Origin of the sequence: Vibrio sp. Vb2131 (assembly GCF_033338535.1) — a bacterium.
In the GTDB taxonomy this organism is placed as follows: Bacteria; Pseudomonadota; Gammaproteobacteria; order Enterobacterales; family Vibrionaceae; genus Vibrio; species Vibrio alginolyticus.
Window position 1 is genome coordinate 1 of sequence record NZ_JAWOSW010000051.1, and the last position, 1,041, is coordinate 1,041.

Here is a 1,041-nt window from a genome sequence, read left to right on the forward strand (position 1 = left end):
GCCTAAGTCTCCAACTTCGGTGTCACCTAAGTTCAGGCCTAGCTCGACTTGAACAGTGGACTCGGAGGCATTCGACAACGTCACTTTGAAATTCGCTGTCTCACCCTCATTGATGGTGCCAGCGTCTGAAATAGTCACATTCGGGCGGTCATCATCCGGATCAGGGCCCGGACCACTGCCATCATCCACTATCGTTGCCGTCCCCGTATCGCTGCCTTGCACCGCCCCAATGCCAGTCACCGTCACGCTGAAATCTTCTGGACCTTCATAAACGGCGTCATCAATGGCAGCGATACGCACATCAAACTCAGTTTGCCCTGCTGGCACGGTCACCACACCATCGTTTGGCACTGTCACCCAACCGCTTCCGGTGTTGTATTCTAAGGTGCCTAAGTCACCGGTTTCGGTGTCACCTAAGTTGAGGCCAAGCTCGACTTGAACTGTGGACTCGGAGGCATTCGACAACGTCACTTTGAAGTTGGCTGTCTCACCCTCATTGATGGTGCCAGCATCTGAAATAGTCACGCTTGGACGGTCATCATCCGGATCGGGGCCTGGCCCAGTGCCATCGTCCACGATCGTCGCCGTCCCCGTATCGCTGCCTTGTACTGCGCCAATGCCGGTTACTGTCACACTGAAATCTTCAGGGCCTTCGTAAACGGCGTCATCAACAGAAGCGATGCGCACATCAAACTCAGTTTGCCCTGCTGGCACCGTTACTACGCCATCGTTTGGCACTGTCACCCAACCGCTTCCCGTGTTGTATTCTAAGGTGCCCAAATCTCCAACTTCGGTATCGCCAAGATTAAGACCCAGCTCCACTTGCGTTTCCGCTTCAGACGCGTTCGATAAGGTGACTTTGAAGTTCGCCGTATCACCCTCATTAATGGTGCCAACATCGGTAATAGTCACGCTTGGACGATCATCATCCGGATCGGGACCCGGGCCACTGCCGTCATCCACAATCGTCGCCGTACCGGTATCACTGCCTTGCACTGCGCCAATGCCAGTCACCGTCACACTGAAATCTTCAGGGCCTTC

The 1,041-nt window shown here is 54.7% G+C and carries 1 protein-coding gene; it reads right to left on the minus strand.

Features of this window, described 5'->3' with window-relative positions; all coding sequences use genetic code 11:
- On the minus strand, positions 1-1,041 hold a 1,041-nt coding region (locus R7E38_RS22800), incomplete at both ends, for a Calx-beta domain-containing protein (protein ID WP_318082129.1).